The sequence below is a fragment of the Actinomadura sp. KC06 genome (assembly GCF_004348735.1).
GTDB lineage: Bacteria > Actinomycetota > Actinomycetes > Streptosporangiales > Streptosporangiaceae > Spirillospora.
The window spans coordinates 1-16,647 of the sequence record NZ_SMKT01000179.1 but is presented as its reverse complement, the minus strand read 5'-3'; the positions used below and the strand labels follow the sequence as shown (position 1 = coordinate 16,647).

Here is a 16,647-nt window from a genome sequence, read left to right as displayed (position 1 = left end):
GCGCGGGCGAGGTCCTCGGCCCAGGCGCGGTAGCCGGCGGGGGACGGATGGAAGCCGTCGGAGGCGAACAGCCTGCGGTCGCGCGCCATCGCCTCGTCCATGGGGGCGTGGACCGCGCCGCCCGCCACGGCCACATCCCGCATGATCCGGTCCATGGTCCGGGCGCGCTCGCCGAGGACGAGGCGCAGCGGCTGCGGGATGGCCGGGAACCGGTGCACGGGCGGCATCCCCGCGACGACCAGGGTCGCGTCCGCGTACCTGCCGCGCAGGACGGCGATGAGGTCGGCCAGGTCGGCCGTCCACCGGCGCAGCGGCCGCCGCCGGATCAGGTCGTTGATCCCGACGGTGACCACGACCAGGTCGAGGACCGGCGGGCCGGCCGCGGCCGGGACGAGACCGGTCGCGACCCGGCGGGCCGTGGCGCCGTTCTCGCCGGTGACCGACCAGGCCACGCTCCGCCGCAGGCGCTCCTTGAGCGCCTCGGCGAGAAAGCCCGGCAGCGCCTCCGCGTGCTGCGACGCGCCCACCCCGGCGGCCGTGGACTCGCCGATCACCCCGACCCGGAACGCCGGGCCGGCTCCGGGATTCGCCCCGGGGACGAAGCCGTGCTCGTCGCCCGTGGCGGGGTCCAGCCGCGGCGTGCGGCGCACCGTCCGCCACGCCTGGACGGCCAGGACCGGTGCGAGCGGGATGAGCATCATCGACTGGGGGACGCGGGGTCGCCGACGTCCGTTCAAGAAGGTGAATGGTTTCTTCATCTCTATCCCAGACTTGGAAAATTGGCCCCCGAGGCTCAGATCGCCCGCTCGCCGAGCAGGCTCCGTGCGATGTCCGCGATCACCTCCGCGACATAAGCGTGCCCTCTCGGGTTGAGGTGGATTCCATCGGCGCTCCACATCGCGGGGTCAGCGACTTTCGCCACTGATTCACGCGCGGGAAAGGACATTCCGAACTCGCGGGCGGCCCGGCCGAGCTCCTCGTTGAAGTCGTGAATCCGCTGGACGGTCCGCTTCTTGCGGAACTGCGACATCGGGGCGAGATCGAGCAGCGGCGGGCGCGGCACCGGGATCGCGAGGGCGACCGCGCCGATGCCGGCGGCCCAGCCGAACAGCTCGTCCAGCCGGGCGGCGGCGTCCGCGCGCTCGAACCCGCGGAGCGCGTCGTTCATGCCGCAGCCGAGCACGACCAGGCCCGGCCGCAGCTCCCGGACGGCGGGAAGCTGGTCGCGGACCACGTCCTCGACCGTCGCGCCCGGGTCGGACGCGTTGAGCATCTCCTCGCGGGGAATGCCCAGGTGACAGGCCAGCCGCCCGGCCCAGCCGAGCCACCCGCCAGCGGGATCGGGATCGTCCTGGCCCTCGGCCACGCTGTCGCCGAGCACCACCATGGCGGGCGCGAACGCCCCGGCCTCGGGGGCGCGAGCCTCGACCTCGCGAACGCCGGCGTCCGGGACGCCGGCGTCGGGCACGCCGCCGCCCATCACGCGCCGCCGCCCGGCGCACCGCCGCCCATCACGCGACGAGTTCGAGCAGGTAGTCGGTGAGGGCGGTCACCGTCTCCCGGCGCCTGGCCTCGGCCACGTCGACCTCGACCTGCAGGTGGTCCTCGATGTCGCTGATGATGCTGATGGCGTACACCGAGTCGACGCCATAGCGCGCGAGTTCCACCGTCGGATCGATGTTTTCCACCGGCTTGTCGAGGTAGAAGGCGATCCTGTCAAGAAGCCACGATTGAAGCTCGTCGTGGGAAATTGTTTCCGATCTGGTCACCGCACTCCTCCTTATGCCAGAGGATCTTCATCGCATTAGCGATTGCTATCGGAAGACGAGCAACACGCAAGATACAGGGAAATGGATGATGTGTCTCAGATCCAGATGTGAACGATCGGACACAACCATGTCTCCGTTCCGTAAATTATGTCAGTGGCATGGTAAAAACGGCGCATTGTTACCGCTGGGTAACCAGTTCCGTTAAGGGACCCACCGGAACCATGATCGGAAACCGCCGTCCCCCGCGTCCCACCGATCCGTTCCTTCTCCCGCGCCGCATCACGGCACGCGACCTGCGCCGTTCCCCAGCGGACCCGCGGCGACCGGGCGCCCGCCACGCCGACCGGCATGCGGGCATACGGCACGTTCCATGAGAATTTCGGACAACTGCACTCGCCGTCCAACACGAACTGGCGAGCCGCGCCTTGCTCCGGGGGAAGGGACGCCTTGCGGCGGGGTCAGCTCTCGTCCTGCCGGTCGGCCACCGGCACCGGGCCCCGCACCCGGGAGACCACCGGGTTCGGCTCGCGGGCCTGCGCGAACCGGTCCAGCACCGCGTGCGCGTGCCGCGACCGCCAGCGGTGCGCCGCGATCCGGTGGAACCGCGCGAGCTCCGCGGCCCCGGGACGCGCCGCCCCGGAGAGCGCGTAGCCGTGGTCGAGCAGGCGGGACGCGAGGACGTGCTCGACCAGGTCCGCCTCCCAGCCCTTCAGGCGGTCCCGCCACGCCCCGACGTTGCGGGTGTTGGGCTCCTCGTGCGTGCGGAGATGCCACTTGCGCGCGGACGGCACCGTCCGCCGGGCGTGCCGGTACGCCTTGGTCATCTCGGCGTCGTACTCCTCGCCCAGGAAGGCGCACAGCCTCACCAGTGCGGGCTCCGGGTCGGCCACGAGGTCCTCGTACCGGAGCTCGTAGAACGTTCCGCTGCCGAGGCGCGGGGCGAGCCGCTTCCCCGTGTCGACCGCCTCCCGCCAGGTCAGCGCCGCCGCGTAGATGTCGCCCTCGAACCACGGCATCCGCATCAGCGAGCTCACCGCGTCCCGGCCGTCCCGGACGAGATGGACGAACTGCGCGTCCGGGAACATCCGCCGGAGCATCGGCACCCGGCGGAAGTAGCTCGGGCGCTTGTCGCCCCAGCGCGGCTTGCCGTGCTGCCGCGCGTAGGCGCGGAACACGATCGCGAGCGCGGACCCGAGCGTCGGGGGCCCCTTGACGATCTCCTCGATCACGTCCTCGGCGTCCAGCTCCAGGACCCTGAACTTCGTGTCGCCGCCGCGGGTGATCCACTCGGCCAGCGCCCGCCGGTTCCACTCGCGCTCCAGATCGCCGAACCGGTGCCGGGCCTCGTACGAGGTGTGCACGAACCTCGTCTCGGACGGGAACGCGATGCGCCGGTGCGAGTGCAGCATCTGCTGGAGCAGCGTCGTCCCCGAACGGGGGCAGCCGAGCACGAAGATCGGGCGGCTGGTCTGCGGATTCATGGGCCGCGAAGGTACCCGCGTCCCCTGAGCCGAAGCCCAAAGCCGCATCAACGGAACCTGAAAGTTCCTTCCGGAACCGATCCGTTCGCGCGGTGGCTCGCGGCGCTGCCCGTGCGTCCGTTCAGCGCGTTGCCTCCGGGTGGGGGCAGTTGATGTCGGTGGCGGGCAGGGCGCCGGTGCGCAGGTAGGCGTTGACGACGCGGTCCGCGCATGGGACGGGCGTGAGTCCGTCGGCGGCGCGCCCGTAGACGCCGTGCGAGCGGAGGTCGGCGGAGACCAGGCGGGAGCCCTTGAGCCTGCGGTGCATGGCGACCGCTCCCGCGTACGGGACGTTGTTGTCGCGTTTCGCCTGAAGGAGCAGCAGCGGGACCCGGTTGCGGATGTCCACGCCGGGTTCGCGCGGCTCGGTCTTCCAGAACGGGCACGGGAAGACGGCGTTGGCCGTCGCCGCGAAGACCGGCTGGGTGCGGCGTGCGCGCTCGATGTTCCGCCAGTACCGCTCGGGGTCGGACGGCCAGCCCCCGGCGGGCCAGCCGCCGTCGCCGCAGAAGATCGCGTTGCCGCTGTTGAACTGGTTGTCGAGCTCGGGGCTCGGGGTGTTGAACAGCTCCAGCCACATGCGGAGCTCGGGGATCGGCTCGACCGGACTGCCGTCGGAGGCGTCGACCAGGTTGCGGACGGCCCTCGCCATCACGTCGTTGTACTCCTCGGTGCCGACGAACTGGCGCAGGATGAGGCCGAGCGCGCTCGCGTCCAGCGTGTAGCCGCCGATGCGGAGCGGACCCTCGTCCACGCGGGAGGACAGGCTCTCGACGGTCGCCCTGACCTCGCGGGGAGTGCGTCCAAGGCGGTACTCGCCGGAGCGGCGGGCCGTCCAGGCGGCCCACTCGTCCAGGCCCCGCTCCTGGGCCGCGCCGGCGGCCTGGAAGTTCTCGTACTGCGTCAGCGCCGGGTCGGTGACGCTGTCGATCACGATGCGGTCGGCGTGCCGGGGGAACAGCTGTGTGTACACGGCGCCCAGGTCGGCACCGTAGGAGATGCCGTAGTAGGACAGCGTGCGCTCGCCCAGGACGGCGCGGATCAGGTCCATGTCGCGGGCGACGTTGCGGCTGGACGCGTGGGGCAGCAGCGCGGCGTTGTTCCCGTGCTCGTGGCAGCGCCGCGCGGTGTCGCGCGCGTTCCGCACCGACGCCTCGAACGCCTCGCGCCGGGAGTGCGTCGGCTGCGCCTTCGGGGAGATCCCGCAGTAGATCGGGGTGCTGCGTCCGACGAACCGGGGGTCGAAGCCGATCAGGTCGTACCGGTCCGCGGCGTCCTCCATCGCGGTTCTGAGGTGCGCCGCGTAGTCCAGCCCCGGGCCGCCCGGCCCGCCGGGGTTGGCCAGCAGAATGCCGCGGCGGTGCGCGCGGTCCTTGGCCTTGATCCGGGAGATCGCGAGCCTGATGGACGGGCCGCCGGGAGCCTGGTAGTCGAGCGGCGCCGTCACCTGCGTGCACTCCGCCCCCGCCTTGATCAGCTCGGTGGCGTCGGCCGGGCACGCGCCCCATTCGAGGTGCTGGCCGAGGTGGCGCGCCAGACCTGGGGACGGGGACGGCTGGGACGGCGTGGCCGATGAAGGCCGGGGCGGCGAGGCCGAGGCGGTGCCCGTCCAGCCGACGAGTCCGGCCGCGGCGATCGCGGCGGCCGTCGCGGTGGCGGTGATCGCGGTGCGTGGGTGGGTCATGGGTTCCGATCCCATCGGCTCCGGACGCGAAGATCATTACGGCTGGCCCGCGGCTGCCGGTGGGGGCAGCCCCACCATCTCGCCGTTCCGCCGTTCGGACGGCGCGAATGGCAGGTTCGGCTTACGGCCATTCCTCGCGCAACGCCATACCATCCAGGAAAGGACTTCCCTTATCGCGAGAAGTAAGCTAGAGTAACGATTGGTGTGCCGGGAAGTCTGGTCGGCGGGACAGGACATGTCTCCGACCAGAAGGGGTTTCATGACTCCCCGGCACTTTTTTGCTGCGCCGCGTCGACCACGGCGCACCGCCTTCGGCCCGTCGTGCGGCCTGACCGCCGCGGCCTGGGCGAACGCGTTCCCAGATAGCTGAGCCGCAACCGCTCTGCCCCTACCAGGGGTTTTCTCCGCTCCACCTTTCCCGCCCGGTGACGGCGTTTTTTCGGACGTCCCGGCGCGGTCAATGACGGCTCGATGCGGAAGCGTGCAATCAAATGGGCGAATTCCTCGATGTGGCGCTCGGTTTCCCGACCGCCCTTTTCACCTTCTCCCTTCTCGTCGTCGCCGCGTACTGGACGCTCGTCCTGCTCGGCGGACTGGGAACCGACGTCCTCGGCGGCGCGGCCGATGCCGACACAGGGGCCGGCATCGGCGGCGGGGCCGGGGCCATGGACGGCGCCGGAGCCATGGACGGCGCCGGGGCCGAGGACGCCGCGGACGGGTTCGTCGCCGAGCGGCTCGCGTTCCTCGGGCTCGGCGGCGTCCCGGCCACGGTCGTGCTGTCGCTGCTGATCGCGCTCGCGTGGTTCGCCGCCCTGACCGGCTCGGCGCTGTCCGACGGCGCCGTCCTGCGGACGCTCGTCCTGCCCGCGGCGCTGGCCGTCGCGTGGTTCGGGACGCGCCTCGCCGTCCTGCCGCTGCGCCGCGTCTTCCAGAGCCCCGCCGCGGCCTCGCTGCGCGACTTCGTCGGCCTGCCGTGCGTCATCCGCACCGGACGGGTCGGCCCGGACTTCGGGCAGGCGGAGGTCATCGCGGCCGACGGGTCGTCCGCGATCGTCCAGGTGCGGCAGCCCGCCATGGACGTCCCCGTGGCGGGCGCCGCCAAGGACGCCATGCAAGACGCGGCGAACGACGCGGCGGCGGGCGCCGGGCTCACCGCCGGCAGCAAGGCACTGATCTTCGACTTCGATCCCGGCGGCCGGTTCTTCTGGGTCATGCCGCACGACGCGGCGTTCGACCCGCCCGAGGACACCCTCCACTGACACCCCAGCAGACAGGGATATCGATGGACACCATCACGATAGGAGCCGGCGTGCTCCTCGCGCTCGCCCTGCTCGTCGCCCTCGGCCTGATGCTGATGGTGACGCGGCTGTTCCGCAAGGTCGACCAGGGCCGCGCGCTGATCATCTCCAAGCTCAGGAAGGTCGACGTCACGTTCACCGGCGCGGTCGTGCTGCCCGTGCTGCACAAGGCCGAGCTGATGGACATCTCGGTGAAGACCATCGAGATCGAACGCACCGGACGGGACGGGCTGATCTGCAAGGACAACATCCGCGCCGACATCCGCATCACGTTCTTCGTCCGCGTCAACAAGACCGTCGAGGACGTGATCAAGGTCGCGCAGGCGATCGGCACCGAGCGCGCCAGCAGCCGGGAGACGCTGCAGGAGCTGTTCGCGGCCAAGTTCTCCGAGGCGCTGAAGACCGTCGGCAAGCACCTCGACTTCGCCGACCTGTACACGCGCAGGAACGAGTTCCGCGACCACATCATCCGGGTCATCGGCACGGACCTGAACGGCTACAGCCTGGAGGACGCGGCGATCGACTACCTGGAGCAGACGTCGCTGCTGTCGCTGGACAAGACGAACATCCTGGACGCCCAGGGCATCCGGAAGATCACCGAGCTGACCGCGCTGGAGCACGTCCGGACCAACGAGCACGCCCGCCACGAGGAGAAGGAGATCACCCGCCAGAACGTGGAGGCGCGCGAGGCGATCCTCGAGCTGGAGCGCCGCCAGGCGGACGCGGAGCTGCGCCAGGCGCGCGAGGTCGAGACCGTCCGGGCGCGCGAGGAGGCGGAGATCGAGCGGGTCAAGGCGGAGGAGCGGCTGCGGGCGCAGGCCGCGCACATCCGGACGGACGAGCAGCTCGGCGTCCAGCACGAGAACAAGGACCGCGAGGTGTCGGTCGCCGCGAAGAACAAGGAGCGCGTCCTCGCGATCGAGAGCGAGCGGATCGAGAAGGACCGCGTCCTTGAGGTCATCGCCCGCGAGCGGGAGACGGAGCTGACCCGCATCGCCGCCGACAAGGAGGTCGAGGCGGAGAAGCGGGAGATCGCGAACGTCGTCCGGGAGCGGATCGCGGTCGAGCGGACGGTCGCCGAGCAGGAGGAGGCCATCAAGCGGCTCCGCGCGGTCGAGGAGGCCGAGCGCGCCCGCCAGTCGGTGATCATCCACGCGGAGGCGGAGGCCCAGGAGAACCTCGTCAAGGACATCAAGGCGGCCGAGGCGGCGGAGGCCGCCGCGGTGCACCGGGCCCGCGAGGAGCTGACGATGGCGCAGGCCCGGCAGGAGGCCGCCGAGCTGGACGCGCAGGCCAAGATCCGCCTGGCCGAGGGGCTGCGCGCGGAGGCCGCCGCGACCGGGCTCGCCGAGGTCCAGGTCAGGGAGCGGGACGCCGAGGCCATCGAGAAGGTCGGCCGCGCCGAGGCCGCCGTCGGGCGGGAGAAGGCGCTGGTCGAGGCCGCGCGCATCCGCGAGAGCCTCAAGGCGGAGGCGGAGGGCCTGACCGAGAAGGCGGGCGCGATGGCCGCGCTCGACGACGCCACCCGCCAGCACGAGGAGTACCGGCTGCGGCTGGAGGCGGAGAAGGACGTCCGCCTCGCGGGCATCGAGGTGCAGCGGCAGGTCGCGGAGGCCCAGGCGGGCGTCCTCGCGGCGGGGCTGGAGAACGCCGACATCAGCATCGTCGGCGGCGACTCGGTGTTCTTCGACCGGCTCGTCGGGTCGATCGCGCTCGGCAAGGGGGTGGACGGGTTCGTCCAGAACTCCGAGGTCGCGCGGGCGGTCGCGGGCCCGTGGCTGGACGGCTCGGGCAGCTTCACCGACGACGCCGCGAAAATCCTCGGCTCGCTCGGCGGCGGTGCCGGTGCCGCCGGCGTCCGGGACCTGACGCTCTCCGCGCTGCTGCTGCGCCTGATCAAGTCGGGCGGCCCGGAGAGCACGGCCCTCCAGGACCTTCTGGACACGGCGCGCCAGCTGGGCGTCGCCGACGCGCCGCTGTCGGGCGAGTCCAACCATGCCGTCAACGCCGTCCCCAACTGACGCGCTGCCTGTGAGGACGGAGGAGAGCTGTGGGTGAGGACGTCAGGGAGCCCGGCGCCGAGCTGGACCACGGCACGTACGAGGTGCTGCGGGCGCGGCTCGCCGAGCAGGCCGGGGAGCTGGCGCGGCGGGCGGAGGCGCTGAACGCCCGGCGGATCGAGGTGTTCGGCGGCGCGGAGCTGCGCCCGGCGGGCACGGACCGGATCAGGACGGCGCACAGCTGCGTGCCCCGCGACGCGGTGGCGCTCGGCGACGTGCTGCTGGTCGGCTACAACGTCTTCCTCGGGCTGAAGCCGGAGACGTCCGTCGAGGACGTCTTCTCCCTGCACCGCTTCACCCGCGACGAGAACGGCATCGCGTTCGTCCAGATCAGGATGGACGCGGTGCCGGGCCTCCTGGACGATCCGCGGTTCCGGCGCGACTTCGCCGACCTGCACCGGTACTACCGGCAGGCGCGGCTGCTGCAGCTGAGGCTCGTCGACGGGCGGCTGCTCGCGGTGTTCCAGACCGGCCCGCGCCTGTCGGACCTGCGCGTCCTGCGGTGGCGGACGTCCCCGGACGGCCGCGTCGCGTACGAGGACAACCAGGGCGAACGCGACCACGTGTTCCCGCCGGCGCACGACGTCGACTGGATCGAGACGACGCGGGACGACCACGTCCCCGGACGCCATCCGCACATCTCGATCGGCGGCGAGGTGTTCGTCGAGACGATCGGCGGGACCCTCACCGTCAAGATCGAGGACAACACCGGCAGCGGCGCCGGGATCTACTCCGAGCCGGTGGACGAGCCGCTGCAGTCCCTCGCCGACGCGGACGTCCTGTACGCGCGGGTCGGGGCACTGGTCCTGCTGCGGATCCGCCCGTACAACGAGACGGCGTGGCGGCATCTGGTGTTCAACGTCCGTACCAAGGACGTCGTGCGGCTGGACGGCATCGCGCAGGCGTGCCGGCGGCTGCCGGACGACCACGGGATCATCTTCCCGGGCGGCTACCACCTCGACACCGGCGCCGCGAAGACCTTCGACACCGACGTCACGGGGTTGGAGTACGAGCGCGTCGTCCGCTCCCCCAACGGCGAGGACGTCCTGTACGTGTTCCATTCGCGGGAGGACGGCCGGTCGCTGCTGCTGCCGTACAACGTGATCCGCAAGCGGGTCACGGCGCCGATCACGTGCCACGGATACGCGCTGTTCGAGGACGGGACGCTCGTCGTCATGCGGGCGCTCTCGGACGAGCCCGCCCGCGTCCATCCGCTGCAGATGTGGGCGACGCCGTTCGCGTCCGACGCGCACGCCGCCGCCCAGCCGGTCGGGTCGGGCCCGCTGGAGCGGATCGGGAACGCCGACCTGGTCCGCGGAGTCTCCGAGTGCCTCTCCATCGCGCGCATGGTGGACGAGATGTCGCCGTCGACGCCGGTGTTCGAGGCGCTCATCGCGGCGTGCACGCGGACGTCCGACCTGTACCACTGGCTCGGCGCGGACGACCTCGGCGACCTCGCGGCGCCGCTGGCGGACGTCCGCGCGACGGCCGGGCAGGTGCTGGACGAGTACGAGAAGGTGCGCGCCCTCACCGACCAGGCAGCCGCGTCCGTGGGCGAGGCCGCGGACGCCGTCGCCGCCCTGGTCCGCCGGGCGCGCACCGAGGCGCCGGAGAGCGCGGACGGCTGGATCTCGCGGCTCGCCGAGTTCCGCCGCGTCCAGGGACGCCTGGAAACTCTCCGCGACCTCCGTTATGTGGACGCGGCCCGGATCGACGAACTCGCCGAGACCGTCCAGGCCGAACTCGGGCATGCCGGACGGGGCGCGGTCGAGTTCCTCCAGCTTGAGGACGCCTTCACCGGCTACCACGCCGAGATCGACCGGATCACCGAGGTGGCGGGCGCGATCGAGACGGCGGCCGAGGCCGCGCCGCTCGCGGATCTCCTCGACGCGCAGAACGAGGGCCTCGACGTCGTCACCGAGGTCGTCGGCGACCTCGACATCACCGACGCGACCGCCCGCACCGCGATCCTGGAGCGCGTCGGCGAGGTCCTCGGCGGGCTCAACCGGGCCCGGGCCGTCCTGGACAACCGGCGCCGCGACCTCCTCGCCCGCGAGGGGCGCGCCGCGTTCGCCGCCGAACTGGCCCTGCTCGACCAGTCCATCGCGGGCGCGCTCGCCGCCGCAGCCACGCCCGAGGGCTGCGACGAGCAGCTCGGCCGGCTGCTCCTCCGCCTGGAAACCCTGCAGGCCCGCTTCGCCGACCTCGACGACTTCCTCGCCGAGCTGGAAACCAAGCGGACCGAGGTCTACGAGGCGTTCTCGTCCCGCAAGCAGACGCTGCTGGACGAGCGCGCCCGCCGCACGGACCGTCTCACCGGGTCGGCCGACCGCATCCTGTCCGGCGTCCGCCGCCGCGCCGCCGCGCTCGCGTCGCCGGACGAGGTCGCCGCCTACTTCGCCACCGACCCGATGGTGGCGCGCCTCCGCTCGATCGCCGGGGAGCTGCGCGCGCTGGACGACGGCGTCCGCGCCGAGGAGCTGGACGGCCGGATCAAGGCGGCCCGCCAGGAGGCCGGACGCGCCGTCCGCGACCGCCTCGACCTCTACGGCGACGACGGCGCGACGATCCGGCTCGGCCGGCACCGCTTCGCCGTGAACAGCCGTCCGATCGAGCTGACCCTCGTCCCGCATCAGGACGAGCGGGGCGAATCGGTCGCCTTCGCGATCACCGGCACCGGCTACCGCGCGCCCGTCCGCGACGCCGCCTTCGCCGCGACCCGCCACCTGTGGAACCAGACCCTCGTCTCGGAAACGCCGGAAACCTACCGCGCCGAGTACCTGGCGACGTCGATCCTCACGCAGACCGCCCCTGACCTGCTCGATCGGGCCGCGGCGGACGGCCGTCTGCTCGCCCTCGTCCGGGACGCGGCCGCCGACCGCTACGACGAGGGCTACGAGCGCGGCGTCCACGACCACGACGCGGCCCGCATCCTGGAAACACTGCTGCCCCTCCACGCCGACGCGGGACTGCTCCGCTACCCGGGTCCGTCCCGCGCCGCCGCCCAGCTCTTCTGGACCTTCGGCACCGGGCCCGCCGCCCGCACGGCCTGGACGACCCGCGCCCGGTCCCTCGTCCGCGCCCGGCAGATGTTCGGACGCGCCGGGGCCCTCATCGAGCTGACCGCCGAGCTCGCCTCGTCCATCGGCGACTTCGCCCGGCGCACCGGCCTGGCCGGCCGGGACGTGTCGCTTGCGGCCGAGTATCTGATCGAGGAGCTGGCCGCGTCCCCTGACGGCTTCGTCAGCGGGCAGGGGGCTCGTGACCTGCTGAAATCCTTCGGCCAGGAACACCGAGCCGCGCTGGAGGAGGACCTGCGCGCCCTCGGCGACGACCTCGCCGCCCGCCACCAGCTCGCCGAAACCTGGCTCCGCTCCTTCGGCGAGCACGGCGCGGACGGCGAGCACGGCGCGGACGGAAACGGGGCCGACATTCCCGAGGCCGTCGCCACGCTGCTCTGCCCCGCCACCCGCTACGACTCACCCGCCGCCTTGACCGCCACCATCGACGGCCTTCTCGGCAACCACCCGCGCGTCTCCGACCGCCGTCTCGACCTGCGCCTGGACGAACTGCTCACCCGCACGCACCATTTCCGCACCGAACGGGTTCCGGCGTTCCGCGCATACCAAAAACAGCGCAACGACCTGATAGCGGCGGAGGAACGGCGCCTCGGCATCACCGACCTGAAGCCCCGCACGATGAGCGCGTTCGTCCGTAACCGGCTGGTGGACGAGGTGTATCTGCCCCTCATCGGCGACAATCTCGCCAAGCAATTGGGCGCCGCAGGCGACGGCAAGCGCACGGACCAGATGGGCCTTCTCCTGCTCATCTCCCCGCCCGGCTACGGCAAGACGACCCTCATGGAATACGTCGCCGACCGCCTCGGGCTGGCCCTCGTCAAGGTGGACGGCCCGGCCCTGGGCCGTGAAGTGAGCTCACTCGACCCCGCGAAGGCCCCGAACGCCACCGCCGCCCGCGAAGTCGAGAAAATCAATTTCGCTCTCGACATGGGCGACAACGTCCTGCTCTACGTGGACGACATCCAGCACACCTCGTCCGAATTCCTCCAGAAATTCATCCCGCTCTGCGACGCCCAGCGCCGGATCGACGGGGCGGAGCGCACCTACGACCTGCGCGGCAGGCGATTCGCCGTCTGCATGGCCGGGAACCCGTACACCGAGTCCGGGCAGCGCTTCCGCATCCCCGACATGCTCGCCAACCGCGCCGACGTGTGGAACCTCGGGGACGTCCTGTCCGGCAAGGACGACCTGTTCGCGCTCAGCTACATAGAGAACGCACTGACCTCCAACCCCGTTTTGGCTCCCTTGACCGCTCACGACCGGGCCGATGTGGAACTGCTCGTCCGGCTGGCTTCGGGCGACGAGACCGTCCGTCCCGATCGCCTTTCCCACCCCTACTCCCAGACGGAACTGGACGAGATCCTCTCCGTCCTGGGAAAGCTCCTCCGCATTCAGCAGGTCGTCCTTACGGTCAACCGCGCCTATATGGCCTCCGCCGCCCAGGACGACTCCGCCCGCACGGAACCCCCGTTCCGCCTCCAGGGCTCCTACCGCGACATGAACAAGCTGGCCGAACGCGTCCTCCCGGTGATGAACGCCGCCGAGCTGGAGGCGGCGATAGACGACCACTACAAGGCCGAATCGCAAACGCTCACGTCGGACGCCGAAGCGAATCTCCTCAAGCTGTCCGAACTCCGCGGCACGCTCACCCCGCCGCAAGCCGAACGCTGGACGGAGATCAAGGCCGCCTACCAACGTTCCAAAACCCTGTCGGGCGACGCCGGGGACCCGTCCGTTGGGGCCCTGCTCCACCTGGCCGACAAACTGGCCGCCATAGAGGAAACCCTTCGCGGCCCTTCGCGGCCCCGATGGCCGCACCCGGTCCCTCCCGCGGGCCGGGAACCTCTTGACGATCTTCACGGTTGATCCGGAGGATTCAGACGTCCTCGCCGGGAATCGCCCGGCCGGACGCCCGGAGAGGGGTCCGCGCATGCCGCTCGCCATCGACCGAGACCAGAAGATCGTCTTCGCGCACCGGACGAACTTCGTCGGCAAGCCGACGGGTCCGAGCACGGTGTCGTGGGACTACAAGGGCGACGAGCACGTGATCGTCCGCCCGGACGACGGGCAGCCCGCGAAGCCGTGGCAGGTCAAGTGCAAGGAGTGCCGCAAGAACCTTGAGTTCACCGTGCACAGCGTCGCGGCCACCCGGCGCCGCCAGGCCCGCTGGCGGGCCATCGCCTGGACGGGCCTCGCCGTCCTCATCGCGAGCGTGGCCGGTTGCGTCGTCATCGGCGGCGCCGCGCTGGCGGTCCTGATCCCGGCCGCGATCGTCGGGGCCGCCACCGGCTACTACGTCGGCGGGATCGCCGCGGACGAGATGGGCATCACGGGGAACGGCGCCGGGATGCCGATCGTCGCCAAGCACTCGGTGACGCTGGTCGAGTCACGTCCCGCGGGCATGGAAGAACTCGTCTGCGCCAAGTGCGGGCACGAGGAGGAGTTCACCTGGGGCAGCCACCTGCGCAAGGGCGTGGTGGAGCGGCGATACCAGGAGGCTAAGGCGCGGCTGGACGCCCACACCTGCCGCGCCAAGTAGCCGGCGCGTCATCCGGCGGGCGGGCCGCCGGGCGGTGGCGAGCCGGGGTCAGGCGGTGGCGGGACGTCCTTGACGCCGTGCTGCCTGAGCGACATGTCCACGGCCAGGTCCCACCGGTCGGACAGCTCCCGCGACATCGCGTACGCGTCGTCGCACATCGCCGCCGCGACCTCCGCCGTCTCCCGGTCGCCGGCGCGCTCCGCGACGCGGCGCAGCATCTCCCCCGCCGCGACCTGCAGGTGGGCGGCGACGTAGGCGTCCCGCATGTGCTTGCCCGCGGGGTCGCGGCGGCTGCGGCCGAGCCCGCCCTCGACCACCGCCGCGAACAGCATCCCCGCGTCCCGCACGATGGACGGCGCTGACCCGTGCGCCTTCAGCCGCGCCTCGATCGCCCGCGTGTGCGTCCGGGACCGCTCGGCGTAGCGGCCGAGCGGCCTGCACATCTCCGGCTCGTTCGCCGCCGTGGTCAGCATCTCGCTGAGGGCGGCCTGCACGTGCTGCTGCAGCGCGTGCGCGTCCTTCAGATAGCCGATCAACTGCTTGTCGACCGTCGTCATGCGCGAAGCCCCGTCACCTGGACTTCCCCGCGCGGCGCATGCGGCGCGTACGGCGCGGCGGGCGCGGGCGGCGCGGCGTCGGCAGCTCCTTGACGACCACGGCGATCACGGCGAGCGCGAACAGCGCGATCATCAGGCGGATCACACCCGGGCCGATGCGGAATCCCTTTCTCATTTCTCACTCCCTCCCCTGTCGAGGCATGTGTGCTCGTTCCCCTTGCGGGCGGCCGGACGGTCCCGTCCGGCCACATTCATGCGGTCGGCTCCTCCTCGCGGAGCGCCTCGTGCCCGAGGGACGGCTCGCGCCTGGGCGGCAGCTCGTGCCTGGGAGAAGGCTCGCTCCTGCGGTCGCGGAGGCCGGGGACGGCCATGAGGTCCCGCCACGTCTCGGCGGGCAGCAGCACCGTCGTCTCGTGCCGCCAGGGGGCCTGGCCGGTGCGCGGCACCTGGCCGTCGCGCGGTGCGCCGTCCTCGCCGGGGTAGAAGACCGTCCCGTCGAAGGCCAGGTCGAGCTGGACGCCGCCGTCACCCAGCGCGTGCAGGTGCCGCTCGGCCGCGGCCCGCACGCCGGTCCGGCACGGCAGCGTGAGCGTCAGCTCCGTCCCGCCGCGGAACGTCGGCACGGTTGCGCCGACGCGCGCCCACGACAGCCGGGCGGGCTTGATGGTCACGGTCGTGGTGAGCAGCACGCACTGCACGAGGCCGCCGTCCATCCGCCGGAGCCCGACGCGCAGGCTCAGCACCGGCGTCGCCGCGGCCGTCCCGGCCTCGACGCCGAGCACCTCCAGGCCGAGCTCGGGCGGCCCGTTCATGATCAGCACCTCGGTGGACTGCCCGGCGGACCAGGCACGAAACCCGGGCCGCAACCCCGGGCCGCGGGGATTGGGGAGATTTTCCGGTGCCATGCCGGACCCCTGCCGAAACTTCGCGGACGTGTTGCTTGACCTTGAGCGCACTCCAGCTCGTACGTTCGAGCGCGATCGCGGTTCGGACGCGATCGCCATCCGAGGGAGTCATCCGCATGCAGTACCGCAAGCTCGGCCGGACCGGCGTCGAGGTCAGCACCCAGTGCCTCGGCGCGATGATGTTCGGCGACGTCGGCAACCCCGACTACGACGAGTGCGAGCGCATGGTCCACCGCGCGCTGGACGCCGGGATCAACTTCATCGACACCGCCGACATGTACTCCGCCGGGGAGAGCGAGCGGTTCGTCGGACGCGCCATCAAGGACCGCAGGGACGAGGTCGTCCTCGCGACGAAGTTCTTCTTCCCCTCGGGCGAGGACCGCAACAGGCGCGGCGGGTCGCGGCGGTGGATCGTCCAGGCCGTCGAGGACAGCCTCCGCCGCCTCGGCACCGACCACATCGACCTCTACCAGATGCACCGGCGCGACTGGGACACCGATCTGGAGGAGACGCTGGACGCGCTCACCGATCTCGTCCGCCAGGGCAAGGTCCTGTACCTCGGCTCGTCGTGCTTCCCCGCCGACCAGATCGTCGAGGCGCAGTGGGCGGCGCAGCGGTGCGGCACGGCGCGGTTCGTCTGCGAGCAGCCGCAGTACTCGATCTTCGCGCGGTCGATCGAGGAGTTCATGCTGCCGGCGGCGCGGCGGCACGGGATGGGCGTCATCCCGTGGAGCCCGCTGGCCGGCGGCTGGCTGACCGGCAAGTACCGGCGCGGTGAGCAGGCCCCGGCCGGCTCCCGGTTCTCCGGGACGTCGCATCCGGCGTGGGAGCGGCGCGCCGTGGACGTGGACCCGAACTCCCCCGCCCGCTACGACGCCGTCGAACGCCTCGCGAAGATCGCCGAGAACGCCGGGCTGTCGCTGACGCATCTGGCGCTCGGTTTCGTCGCCGAGCACCCCGCCGTCACGTCGACCATCATCGGCCCGAAGACGATGGAGCAGCTGGACGACCTGCTCGCGGCCGCCGGCGTCCGGCTCGACACCGCCGTCCTGGACGCGATCGACGAGGTCGTCCCGCCGGGAACCGACATCGCCGGCATCGACCACGGCGCCGGAAGCCGCGCCCTGACCCCCGGGAACCGCCGCCGTTCGTCGGCGGATCACCTCTCCGCCATGGGCTGACCGGCCCGAGCTCAGGGGAGGGGGAGGGGGCGGCGGCCGAGGAAGGCGATCAGG

The 16,647-nt window shown here is 71.8% G+C and carries 13 protein-coding genes; 5 read left to right on the top strand and 8 right to left on the bottom strand.

Annotated features, from left to right (window positions below; all coding sequences use genetic code 11):
• From E1287_RS36090 to E1287_RS36070, 5 genes are all read right to left on the bottom strand, one after another.
• A partial coding sequence (locus E1287_RS36090) for an SGNH/GDSL hydrolase family protein (RefSeq protein ID WP_165969375.1) occupies nt 1–737 on the bottom strand: 737 nt, incomplete at its 3' end.
• Nucleotides 738–793: 56 nt separating this feature from the next.
• A complete protein-coding gene (locus E1287_RS36085; RefSeq protein WP_131969773.1) occupies nt 794–1,480 on the bottom strand; it encodes an SGNH/GDSL hydrolase family protein in 687 nt (228 codons plus the stop codon).
• 31 nt (nt 1,481–1,511) lie between these two features.
• Entirely contained in the window at nt 1,512–1,769 is a 258-nt protein-coding gene (locus E1287_RS36080; protein ID WP_131969772.1) for an acyl carrier protein, read from the bottom strand.
• A gap of 458 nt (nt 1,770–2,227) precedes the next feature.
• Nucleotides 2,228–3,250 carry a sulfotransferase gene (locus tag E1287_RS36075; protein WP_131969771.1) on the bottom strand — a complete coding sequence of 341 codons (1,023 nt, stop codon included), beginning with the start codon at nt 3,248–3,250 and terminating at the stop codon, nt 2,228–2,230.
• Between the two features lie 121 nt (nt 3,251–3,371).
• Nucleotides 3,372–4,973, bottom strand: coding sequence for an alpha/beta hydrolase (locus tag E1287_RS36070; RefSeq protein WP_131969770.1), 1,602 nt, complete (start codon nt 4,971–4,973; stop codon nt 3,372–3,374).
• A gap of 491 nt (nt 4,974–5,464) precedes the next feature.
• Here E1287_RS36070 and E1287_RS36065 point away from each other — a divergent pair, with 491 nt between their 5' ends.
• The 4 genes from E1287_RS36065 (at nt 5,465) to E1287_RS36050 (ending at nt 13,950) form a co-directional block, all read left to right on the top strand.
• On the top strand, nt 5,465–6,232 hold the full coding sequence (locus tag E1287_RS36065) for a hypothetical protein (RefSeq protein WP_131969769.1): 768 nt from the start codon (nt 5,465–5,467) through the stop codon (nt 6,230–6,232).
• A 23-nt stretch (nt 6,233–6,255) separates the two neighbouring features.
• Nucleotides 6,256–8,292 carry a flotillin family protein gene (locus E1287_RS36060; RefSeq protein ID WP_131969768.1) on the top strand — a complete coding sequence of 679 codons (2,037 nt, stop codon included), beginning with the start codon at nt 6,256–6,258 and terminating at the stop codon, nt 8,290–8,292.
• Nucleotides 8,293–8,321: 29 nt separating this feature from the next.
• Nucleotides 8,322–13,277 (top strand): DNA repair ATPase, encoded by a 4,956-nt coding sequence (locus E1287_RS36055; protein WP_131969767.1) that lies wholly within the window; start codon nt 8,322–8,324, stop codon nt 13,275–13,277.
• Between the two features lie 64 nt (nt 13,278–13,341).
• The gene (locus E1287_RS36050; RefSeq protein ID WP_131969766.1) at nt 13,342–13,950 is read left to right on the top strand and encodes a hypothetical protein; all 609 of its coding nucleotides are present in this window, start codon (nt 13,342–13,344) and stop codon (nt 13,948–13,950) included.
• Nucleotides 13,951–13,958: 8 nt separating this feature from the next.
• Here E1287_RS36050 and E1287_RS36045 read toward each other — a convergent pair whose 3' ends face one another.
• From E1287_RS36045 to E1287_RS36040, 3 genes are all read right to left on the bottom strand, one after another.
• A complete protein-coding gene (locus E1287_RS36045) occupies nt 13,959–14,507 on the bottom strand; it encodes a DUF892 family protein (protein ID WP_131969765.1) in 549 nt (182 codons plus the stop codon).
• Between the two features lie 13 nt (nt 14,508–14,520).
• Complete coding sequence (locus E1287_RS44285; RefSeq protein ID WP_165969373.1) at nt 14,521–14,682, bottom strand: hypothetical protein; 162 nt, start codon at nt 14,680–14,682, stop codon at nt 14,521–14,523.
• A gap of 76 nt (nt 14,683–14,758) precedes the next feature.
• Nucleotides 14,759–15,319, bottom strand: coding sequence for a DUF6084 family protein (locus E1287_RS36040; RefSeq protein WP_131969764.1), 561 nt, complete (start codon nt 15,317–15,319; stop codon nt 14,759–14,761).
• A 209-nt stretch (nt 15,320–15,528) separates the two neighbouring features.
• On the opposite strand from E1287_RS36040, the gene E1287_RS36035 reads away from it, so the two are divergent.
• Entirely contained in the window at nt 15,529–16,593 is a 1,065-nt protein-coding gene (locus tag E1287_RS36035) for an aldo/keto reductase (RefSeq protein ID WP_131969763.1), read from the top strand.
• The last annotated feature ends 54 nt before the right edge of the window (nt 16,594–16,647 follow it).

Coding starts and splice junctions, on each gene's coding strand:
- E1287_RS36085 (WP_131969773.1), bottom strand. CDS start 1,480: ATGGGCGGCGGCGTGCCCGACGCCGGCGTCCCGGACGCCGGCGTTCGC.
- E1287_RS36075 (WP_131969771.1), bottom strand. CDS start 3,250: ATGAATCCGCAGACCAGCCGCCCGATCTTCGTGCTCGGCTGCCCCCGT.
- E1287_RS36070 (WP_131969770.1), bottom strand. CDS start 4,973: ATGACCCACCCACGCACCGCGATCACCGCCACCGCGACGGCCGCCGCG.
- E1287_RS36065 (WP_131969769.1), top strand. CDS start 5,465: ATGGGCGAATTCCTCGATGTGGCGCTCGGTTTCCCGACCGCCCTTTTC.
- E1287_RS36060 (WP_131969768.1), top strand. CDS start 6,256: ATGGACACCATCACGATAGGAGCCGGCGTGCTCCTCGCGCTCGCCCTG.
- E1287_RS36050 (WP_131969766.1), top strand. CDS start 13,342: ATGCCGCTCGCCATCGACCGAGACCAGAAGATCGTCTTCGCGCACCGG.
- E1287_RS36045 (WP_131969765.1), bottom strand. CDS start 14,507: ATGACGACGGTCGACAAGCAGTTGATCGGCTATCTGAAGGACGCGCAC.
- E1287_RS44285 (WP_165969373.1), bottom strand. CDS start 14,682: ATGAGAAAGGGATTCCGCATCGGCCCGGGTGTGATCCGCCTGATGATC.
- E1287_RS36040 (WP_131969764.1), bottom strand. CDS start 15,319: ATGAACGGGCCGCCCGAGCTCGGCCTGGAGGTGCTCGGCGTCGAGGCC.
- E1287_RS36035 (WP_131969763.1), top strand. CDS start 15,529: ATGCAGTACCGCAAGCTCGGCCGGACCGGCGTCGAGGTCAGCACCCAG.